This is a genomic window from Paracoccus haematequi, from assembly GCF_900631945.1.
Classification (GTDB): Bacteria; Pseudomonadota; Alphaproteobacteria; order Rhodobacterales; family Rhodobacteraceae; genus Paracoccus; species Paracoccus haematequi_A.
The window spans coordinates 1-8,471 of the sequence record NZ_UZWE01000017.1; the positions used below are offsets into that span (position 1 = coordinate 1).

Below are 8,471 nucleotides of genomic sequence, written 5' to 3' on the forward strand. Positions count from 1 at the left end.
TAGCCGAGACCGCTCAGCTCTTCGTAGAGCTGTGTCAGGGATTGACGTTCCCGGCTGGCCCGCGCGGCGTTGACCTCCAGCAGTCGGTTGAGCTCCCCCAGCCAGGCACCCAGCTTCGGGCGCGGCTGCACCGTCCGGGTATAGGTGAACTCGGTAATCCCGGTGCGGATCACCTTCCGCACCACCTTCTTCGACAGCTTCAGGTCACGGCAGATCGTCTTGATCCCCTTGCCCTCAGCAAAATGCAGCCGCCTGATTTTTGCGATTGTCTCCACGATCAGCATCCCGTGCTCGGCCTCCGATAATCATCGAAGGCACAATGGACCCAACCCCCGGTCGGTGGGGTCCCTTTTGGACGCCGATCACCCCAGAAGCGGGGTCCTTATTGCAAGCCGTTCAACACATCCTCTCAGCCAACCGCGCAAAGGCCCTTTCACAGCGCCCGGCGCAGGCCTGGTGCGCCGGCCAGAAAGCCGTCGGCGAAGCAAGCTCCAGGGATCAGGGTTTGCAGCCGTGCCACTGCCTCGGCCTGCGCGCTGCGCTGTTTCACGAGATCGTCATAAAGCCGCACCACGGCCGCAAAATTCCCCGTCTGCGGCGACAGCCGGACCGCTCTGACGCCGATTCCGGCCAGTTCCGCAATCTGGCCGGCGACGGTGCTGTGCGCATGTCCAAGGGTCTGGACACCGTTCACCGTCAGGAACCGCTGGCCGTCCAGCGTTACCACGTCGCGGCCATCGGGATCCTCGCCGCAGACGAACTGGCAGCTGTCCTTGGCCCGGTCGTGCAGCCGGGCGTGATAGCAGCGCCCCGAGATCGCAAGCGGCGCGCGGCCATGGCCCCAGACCTCGACCGCTACGCCCGCCGCCCGCCCCGCCCGAGCCAGCACCGCGACCGAGGACAGCGGCAGTTCCGGCGGCAGGCAGATCCGCGTGGCGCCCTTGCGCGCCAGCCATTCCAGCGTCGCCTCGTTATAGACGTTGACCGTGGGGCCGACCTGGAAGGGCGCCCCCTCGGGAAGGTGGCGCAGCGCGCCCAGGTCCGCGATCTCGACGGGGATCCCGGCGTCGAACAGGTCGGCGGTCTGGCGGCGTTCGCGACGCAGCGTGATCAGCGCCAGGGTCGACAGCGCCACATCCTTGCCCGCCGCCAGCAGGCATTCGACCGCGCCGGGAATCTCGTCCTGCCAGAAGGGCAGGCGCTTCGAACAGACCCATTCGCCGATCACCACGCGGCGCGCGGGGCTGGCGGCGAGGTCGCGATAGAAATCCCGCACCGTCTCGGCGGTCCAGAAGAAGGCGATCGGGCCGATGGTGATATCCATGATTTACCTCCAGGTCTTTGCATAGGCGCCGGTGGTGGCGGACTGGCCCTCGGTCAGTTTGGCCAGCAGCCCGGCAGGCATCGGCGCGCCTGCCTCGGCCGCCTCGACGGCGGCGCGGAAGGCGCGGACCACCTGGGCCACATAGGCGCGGGACCGCTGCCGCCCCTCGATCTTCAACGCGGTGACGCCGGCCTTTTGCAGCCGGGGGATCAGTTCGGTCGCATCCAGGCTGACCGGATCCTCGAAGATATGGCCGGTCTGGACCGGGCCGGTTTCGGTCGCCGGCGCGGTGAAGCAGCCCTTGCAGAGCGTCGGATAGGGCGCCGGCGCGCCCTTCGGCGTGCGGTGGATCAGCAGCCCGCCCAGCCGCGCCTCGTTATGGCCCGACACCTCGTCATAGACGACATGGCTGGCGGGCGAGCAGACGCCGTTCATGTTGGGCGACAGGCCGGTGGCCCAGGACGACAGCGAACAGCGCCCCTCGGCCATCACGCACAACCCGCCGAAGACGAAGACCTCGGTCTCGATGTCGATCTCGCGGTTGATGGCGGTGATCTCCTCGACCGTCAGCACGCGGGGCAGGACCACGCGGCGGATGCCGAAAGCCTCGGCATAGAAGTTGATCGCATCCGGGTTGGCGGCTGCGGCCTGCACGGACAGGTGCAGGCGCAGATCCGGGTGGGTTTCGGCGGCGTGCGCCAGCAGGCCGGGATCGGCCAGGATCACCGCATGGGCGCCCGCCCGATGGGCGTCGGCGACCGCGCGATGCCACAGCGCCTGTTCGCCCGCGCGGGGGAATGTGTTGATGGCGACCAGCACGCGCGCGCCCCGCGACCGGGCATAGGCAACGCCCTCTGCCATCTCGGGGCGAGAAAAGTTCAGGCCGGGAAAATTCCGCGCATTCGTCTCGTCGGCAAAGCCGCAATAGACGGTATGCGCCCCCGCATCCACCGCCGCGCGCAAGGCCGCGGGCGTGCCCGCCGGGCAGACCAGTTCCATCATCGTCACACCTCTTGTCGGGAAAGCACGTATCCGCTGCGCCGGGCGGCCAGGGCCAGGGCGCGCCGCAGCCATCCGTCCAGCGGAGGGGAAAACAGCGCCGCCAGTTCCCCGGTCAGGTCCAGTTCGGCATCGTCCAGCGCATTGCGCAGCGCCAGCACGGCCGACGTGTCCCCGGCAATCGCCAGATCGCCCGAGAAGAACAGCGCATCGCCGTCATCCGCGCCGTGCAGCATCGCCAGGAAGGCGGCAAGCCGGCCCCGGATCGCCGCGTCATGGGCGGGCGGGGGCGCGCCGCGCGCAGTGGCGGTCAGCCGCCGCCGCTGCGGCTCCATCAGCAGCAGGAAGGGGCCGTCCGTTACGTCGATCAGAAAGCGCGCGGCCCCATGCGGGCCAAGGCGCGACAGGATCGCGGGGTTCTGCCGGGCGATCCGGCGCAGAAGCGCGGTCAAGGCAAGACTCGCAAGGGACGGCGAAAACGGCGGCACGGGCAGCCGCCTCAACAGCGGCGGAAGGGGACGCGGAGGGTTCATGCCAAGGGTCTAGCCCGGCAAAAACCTCCGTCACTTGACCATCGTCAAGACTCGCTCCGATTTCCGGGATTAGGAAGCGCTCCATGATCCTGTCCCAGCCGTCCCTGCGCAGTCTTCCCCCGTTTCCCGACCTGCGAGCCTTTCTGGCCTTTGTGGAGGGCCGTGGCGATCTGGCGCGCATCGACGCGCCGGTGTCCCTGCGGCACGAGATGACGGCCGTCCAGCTTGCCGCCCTGCGCCGCAGGGGTCCGGTCTTGCGGTTCGACGCGCATGACGGTCCCGCGATCCCGGTGATCGGCAATCTGTTCGGCACGCGCGAACGCGTCGCCGCCGGCCTTGGCCTGACGCCCGATCAGATTCCGGCCTTCGGGGATTTCCTTGCGGATCTGCGCAGTCCCACGCCGCCCCGGGGGATGCGCGATGCTTGGTCGCGCTGGCCCATGGTACGCGCGGCGCTGTCCGCACGGCCCGCCATCCTGCGCCACGCCCCCGTGCAGCAGGACGACCTGCCGGGGCTTGACGCGCTGCCCGTGCAGACGCCCTGGCCCGGCGATGCCGGTCCGCTGATCACCTGGCCGGTGGTGCTGACCCGCCCGCACGGGACCGGCGCCGAGGATACGGCGGATTACAACCTGGGCGTCTATCGCGCGCAGGTGCTGGGCCCCGACCGGCTGATCATGCGCTGGCTGGCCCATCGCGGCGGCGCGGCGCATCACCGCACATGGCTGCGCGCGGGCGAACCGATGCCGGTCGCCATCGCGCTTGGCGCCGATCCGGCGCTGCTGCTGGCCGCTGCCCTGCCGCTGCCGGAAACCGTCTCGGAACTGGGCTTTTCCGGCGTGCTGCGCGGTCGGCGGACGGACCTGGTCGCGGCCCGGACCGTGCCGCTGATGGTGCCCGCCCATGCCGAGATCGTCATCGAAGGCTGGATCCATCCCGGCGAGACCGCGCTCGAAGGCCCCTTCGGCGATCATACCGGCTATTACAACGCGGTCGAGCCCTTCCCGGTCATGCGCGTCGGCGCGATCACCTGCCGCCGCGATCCGATCTATCTGTCCACCGTGACGGGCCGCCCGCCCGACGAACCCTCGGTCATCGGCGAGGTGTTCAACGACCTGGCCCTGCCGGTGATCCGCGCCCAGATCCCCGAGGTCCGCGACCTGTGGCTGCCCGCCGCCGCCTGTTCCTATCGCATGGCCGTGGTCGGCATCGACAAGCGCTATCCCGGCCAGGCCCGGCGGGTGATGATGGCGCTGTGGGGGATGCTGCCGCAGTTCTGCTATACCAAGATGATCGTGGTGGTGGACGGCGACATCGACATCCGCAACTGGGACGACATCGCCTGGGCTCTGGCCACGCGCATGGATCCGGCGCGCGACGTGATGGTGATCGACCGCACCCCGATGGATTACCTCGACTTCGCCTCGCCGCTGGAAGGGCTGGCGGGCAAGATCGGGCTGGATGCGACCACCAAGATCGGGGCCGAGACCGCCCGCGACTGGGGCACGGTCATGGCGCTGGACCCGGCGCATGAGGCGCGGGCCGAGGCGCTTTTGGCGGAGATCCTATCATGAGGGTGGTTCTGGGCGTGTCCGGCGCATCCGGGGCGGCGCTGGCGATGGATTGCGCCGTGGCGCTGCGGCGGGCGGGGGCCGGGGTCGACCTGGTCCTGTCCGCCATGGCCGAGCGGACCCTTTCGGCCGAGATCGGGCCGGATGCGGCGGATCGGCTGCGCGCTCTGGCCGCGCGCGTGCACCCGCTGGGCGACCTGGGCGCGGCGATCGCCTCGGGTTCCTGCCCGGTCGCGGGCATGATCGTCGCGCCCTGTTCCATGCGCAGCCTTGCGGCCATCGCGCACGGGTTGGACGACAACCTGCTGACCCGCGCCGCCGGGGTGCAGCTGAAGGAACGCCGCCCGCTGGTGCTGCTGGCGCGCGAGGCGCCGCTGACGCTGGCGCATCTGAAGAACATGCAGGCGGCGGCGGAAATGGGGGCGGTGATCCTGCCGCCCGTTCCGGCCTTCTACCTGCGCCCGGCAAGCCTTGCCGAAGCCACCGCCCAGATCGCCGCACGCGCCGTCGATCTGCTGCATCTTGCGCCGCCCCTGGCGCGCGCCTGGACCCCCGACCCTGTTGGAGAAGACCTGTGACCGATCCCCTTCTTGCCCCCGAAAACACCGTGCGCGACATCGCCGCCAAGCTGCCCGGCGCCGCCCGGATCTTCCGCGAGGCCGATATCAGCTTCTGCTGCGGCGGAGAGCGGAGCCTGCGCGAGGCGGCCGAAAAGGCGGGACTGAACCTGACCGTCCTGACCACGCGGCTGCAAGACCTGATCGACGCCGCCGCGCAGGAGGCGCCCTCCGAAACCCCGGACCTGATCACGCATATCGTCCGACGCTATCACGACACGCACCGCGAGGAACTGGGCTTCCTGATCCCCCTGGCGCACCGGGTCGAAACCGTCCACGGCGATCATGACGAGGCGCCGCTGGGGCTGACCCAGGCCCTGATGGCGTTGCGCGACGACCTGGACACGCAGATGTCGGCCGAGGAGAGCGCGCTGTTCCCGGCAATCTTGCGGGGCGAGGGCGCAGCACAGGCCGACCGCGGCCAGACCGCCTCCATCCTGGGGCGGATCGCCGACGTGACGCATTCGCTGCACCTTCCCCTGGGCGCCTGCGGGTCGTGGACGGCGCTTTATACCGGTTTGCGAAAGCTGTGCGACGACGTGGTCGCGCATCTGTATCTGGAGGACAGGATCCTGTTCCCGCGCCCCGCTGCCTGACCGGCGACCGGGACGCCCTGCGTCCCGCAACCCCTCGGCCAGCCGGGCGGAAGGGACATTGTGCCAAGTCGTGAAAATGGCGACAGGAATCAACCCGGACCCGAGGCGGAAATGGAACCGCCCCAACCGTGAACTGCCTCTTCACAGCGGGGACACGCATCCCCATACATAAAAGCTATCACTCGTAGACAGTTCATATATTTGAACTATCCACCTTGTCTTGCAATGCTGATTTTCGGAGGGCCCGGCAGGGCGCGACCGGCAGCCGCCCGCTATCGCATCGGTCGATCGGGGACTGCCGGCAGCATGGAGCAACAGGAGGAACCATGTTCAATCTCAGGACTATTGCCGCGACCGCTTTTGTCGCGTTGATTTCGGCCATGCCGGCACTGGCGCAAGATCAGATCACCATCAAGTTCAGCCACGTCGTTGCACCCGACACCCCCAAGGGCAAGGGCGCCCAGAAGTTCAAGGAACTGGCGGAACAGTACACCGACGGCCGTGTAACCGTCGAGATTTATCCCAACAGCCAGCTCTACAAGGACAAGGAGGAACTTGAAGCGCTGCAGATGGGTGCAGTCCAGATGCTGGCGCCCTCGCTGGCCAAATTCGGACCCCTGGGCGTGCCCCAGTTCGAACTGTTCGACCTGCCGATGCTGTTCAAGGATCGCAACGATCTTCGCAAGATCACCGAAGGCGAGGTCGGCCGAAGCGTGATGGCCAAGCTGGACGACAAGGGCATCAAGGGACTGGCCTAGTGGGACAACGGCTTCAAGATCATGACGGCGAACTCGCCCGTGGTCACGCCGGATGGCTTCCTGGGCCTGAAGATGCGCATCCAGTCCTCCGGCCTGAACATCGAAATCCACGCCGTGCAGGGCCTTGCTTTCGCCGTACCACGCCTCGAGCCCGCGGACGCGCAGCATTGGCTGGCGCTTTGCGTCAGTCATCTTCATTCCCCATATAGGCTTCGCGCACGCGCGGATCCGCCGCGACGGCAGTGTAGGTCCCGGTGGTAAGCACTTCGCCTCTTTGCAGCACGGTGACCCGATGGCAGAGATCGGCGACGACATTGAGATTGTGCTCCACCATGAGAACGGCGCACTCGCGCGAGATGTCGCGGATGATGCCGGCCACACGGTGGACATCCTCGTGCCCCATCCCGGCCAGCCGCTCGTCCAACAGCAGGACCTTCGGGTCGAGCGCAAGCGTCGTCGCGATCTCCAGAACCCGCTTGCGCCCGTAAGAAAGGCTGGCTGCCTCGAAATGAATGGCATCCGACAGGCCGACCCGGTCGATCAACTCCATCGCCCGCGCGTCGAGTTGGCGCAGGGTGGATAGCGGGCGCCAGAACTGATAGGACAGCCCCGCCGGTCGCTGCAGCGCCACCTTCACGTTTTCCAGCACCGTCAAATGCGAAAAGATGGCCGAGATTTGAAACGAGCGAACAAGACCGCCATCATCATTGCATCCATGACCAGTGAAGCATCCCTGTCAGCCTTCATGGACCAGCCCACGGCCCGCCGGGAAAAGAGGTCCAGCACGACTGCGACGTAGAGCCAGCCTTCCGCGGTCCAGATGTAGGTGAAATCGGCCAGCCACTTGTGGTTCGGCCGGTCCGCCTCGAAATCCCGGTCCAGGAGGTTGTCGGCGATCACCGACCGCTCGCCGTCATCCTTCGGCTTGCCGCGGCGCCTGGGTCGCGCCCGCAAGGCATTGATCCGCATCAGCCGTTCGATCCGGTGAAGCCCACAGGCAAGCCCGTCCTCAAGAACATCCCGCCAGACACGACGTGCGCCATAGGTCCGGTCACTGGCCTTGAAGCTCGTTTCGATCGCTGCGACGAGCTTCGCGTCATGGATCTCGCGGGTGCTGGGTGGGCGGCTGAGCCACGCATGAAAGCCGGACCGGGAAACCTCCAGAACCTCGCAGAGCCAGCTGACCGGCCAGATGTGGCGGTGCTTTGCGATGAAGGCGAATCTCATATCGCCTCGCGCGCGAAAAAAGCTGCTGCTTTCTTCAGAATGTCACGCTCCGCACGCAGCCGTGCGACCTCTTTCTTCAAAGCTGCAATCTCGGCCAGATCGGCCCGCATCTGCCCGTTCCCGGGAAGCGCCGTGGCCGGTGTTGCAGTCAATTCCCGCATCCAGCGGCGCAGCACGCTCTCCGAAACATCGAGATCACGGGCCGCCTGCGCAACCGCAACGCCCCGGTCCGTCACCAGCCTCACGGCCTCGACTTTGAACTCGCGGCTGAACTTCCGTCTCGTCATATCTGCACTCCAGTTCCTTGGTCACGATCTTATCTTCGTGTCCATCAAACCGGCAGCAGCTCAATGCTGCAGGACTAATCTGACGATCAGGTGAGGACCGTCCCATCAAGATAGAACGACCTTAACCCTTCGTCTTACGTCGCTGCGCAACGTGGCTCAGCACCGTCCTATCTGTTACCCAGTGTGGCCATTCGCATCATGGCTGCACCGAACGCCAAGGGTGTCACGGCCACAGCCGTCCGGGGTGCTGCGAGTTCGACAGTTTCAGGCCGTGGTGTTTGCTGGCCGCTGTCCGAGAACTGCGGCGCTTCGATCTGTTCCTGGTCAAGCACGACGGACTCCGGTCCATGTGAGTAAGTGAAGAAGCGCCTGAGGCGCGAGGAGGAAACTGTCCTGCGCCAAAACCGGTGCCATCACGAAACCGTCGGATCAGAAGAAGAGAAGGCAGACACAGTTCAGGCGTAACCGGCCGATTGTTACCGCGGCGGTTGAGCCTTGAAGCGTTGCGCGAGTTCAGGATCGCTAACGAAGTCGTCGAGGAACTGGTGCCAGGTTTCTG

The 8,471-nt window shown here is 66.8% G+C and carries 6 protein-coding genes and 4 pseudogenes; 4 read left to right on the top strand and 6 right to left on the bottom strand.

Annotation, left to right across the window (positions count from 1 at the left end; genetic code table 11):
* From PARHAE_RS01655 to ubiT, 4 genes and pseudogenes are all read right to left on the bottom strand, one after another.
* A pseudogene (locus tag PARHAE_RS01655) lies at window positions 1-284 on the bottom strand (IS21 family transposase); the annotation flags it as partial.
* Window positions 285-433: 149 nt separating this feature from the next.
* A complete protein-coding gene (gene ubiV, locus PARHAE_RS01660) occupies window positions 434-1,324 on the bottom strand; it encodes a ubiquinone anaerobic biosynthesis protein UbiV (RefSeq protein ID WP_126152871.1) in 891 nt (296 codons plus the stop codon).
* A gap of 3 nt (window positions 1,325-1,327) precedes the next feature.
* Window positions 1,328-2,323, bottom strand: a complete 996-nt coding sequence (ubiU, locus tag PARHAE_RS01665) for a ubiquinone anaerobic biosynthesis protein UbiU (RefSeq protein WP_126152876.1) — start codon at window positions 2,321-2,323, stop codon at window positions 1,328-1,330.
* Window positions 2,324-2,328: 5 nt separating this feature from the next.
* A complete protein-coding gene (gene ubiT / locus PARHAE_RS01670) occupies window positions 2,329-2,856 on the bottom strand; it encodes a ubiquinone anaerobic biosynthesis accessory factor UbiT (RefSeq protein ID WP_126152872.1) in 528 nt (175 codons plus the stop codon).
* 104 nt (window positions 2,857-2,960) lie between these two features.
* Between ubiT and PARHAE_RS01675 the strand changes: the two genes are divergently transcribed.
* The 4 genes and pseudogenes from PARHAE_RS01675 (at window position 2,961) to PARHAE_RS01690 (ending at window position 6,659) form a co-directional block, all read left to right on the top strand.
* Window positions 2,961-4,430, top strand: coding sequence for a UbiD family decarboxylase (locus PARHAE_RS01675; RefSeq protein ID WP_126152877.1), 1,470 nt, complete (start codon window positions 2,961-2,963; stop codon window positions 4,428-4,430).
* Window positions 4,427-5,005, top strand: a complete 579-nt coding sequence (locus tag PARHAE_RS01680) for a UbiX family flavin prenyltransferase (RefSeq protein ID WP_126152873.1) — start codon at window positions 4,427-4,429, stop codon at window positions 5,003-5,005. Before PARHAE_RS01675 ends, PARHAE_RS01680 begins: the two co-directional genes overlap by 4 nt.
* Entirely contained in the window at window positions 5,002-5,640 is a 639-nt protein-coding gene (locus PARHAE_RS01685) for a DUF542 domain-containing protein (protein ID WP_126152874.1), read from the top strand. Before PARHAE_RS01680 ends, PARHAE_RS01685 begins: the two co-directional genes overlap by 4 nt.
* Before the next feature lie 380 nt (window positions 5,641-6,020).
* Window positions 6,021-6,659 (top strand): annotated as a pseudogene (locus tag PARHAE_RS01690) (DctP family TRAP transporter solute-binding subunit).
* Here the strand turns inward: PARHAE_RS01690 and PARHAE_RS01695 are convergent.
* Together PARHAE_RS01695 and PARHAE_RS01700 are read right to left on the bottom strand one after the other, a co-directional pair.
* Window positions 6,583-7,095: pseudogene (locus tag PARHAE_RS01695) on the bottom strand (ABC transporter ATP-binding protein); the annotation flags it as partial. The pseudogenes PARHAE_RS01690 and PARHAE_RS01695 overlap by 77 nt on opposite strands.
* A pseudogene (locus PARHAE_RS01700) lies at window positions 7,092-7,912 on the bottom strand (IS3 family transposase); the annotation flags it as partial. The pseudogenes PARHAE_RS01695 and PARHAE_RS01700, both read right to left, overlap by 4 nt.
* Window positions 7,913-8,471: the final 559 nt, after the last annotated feature.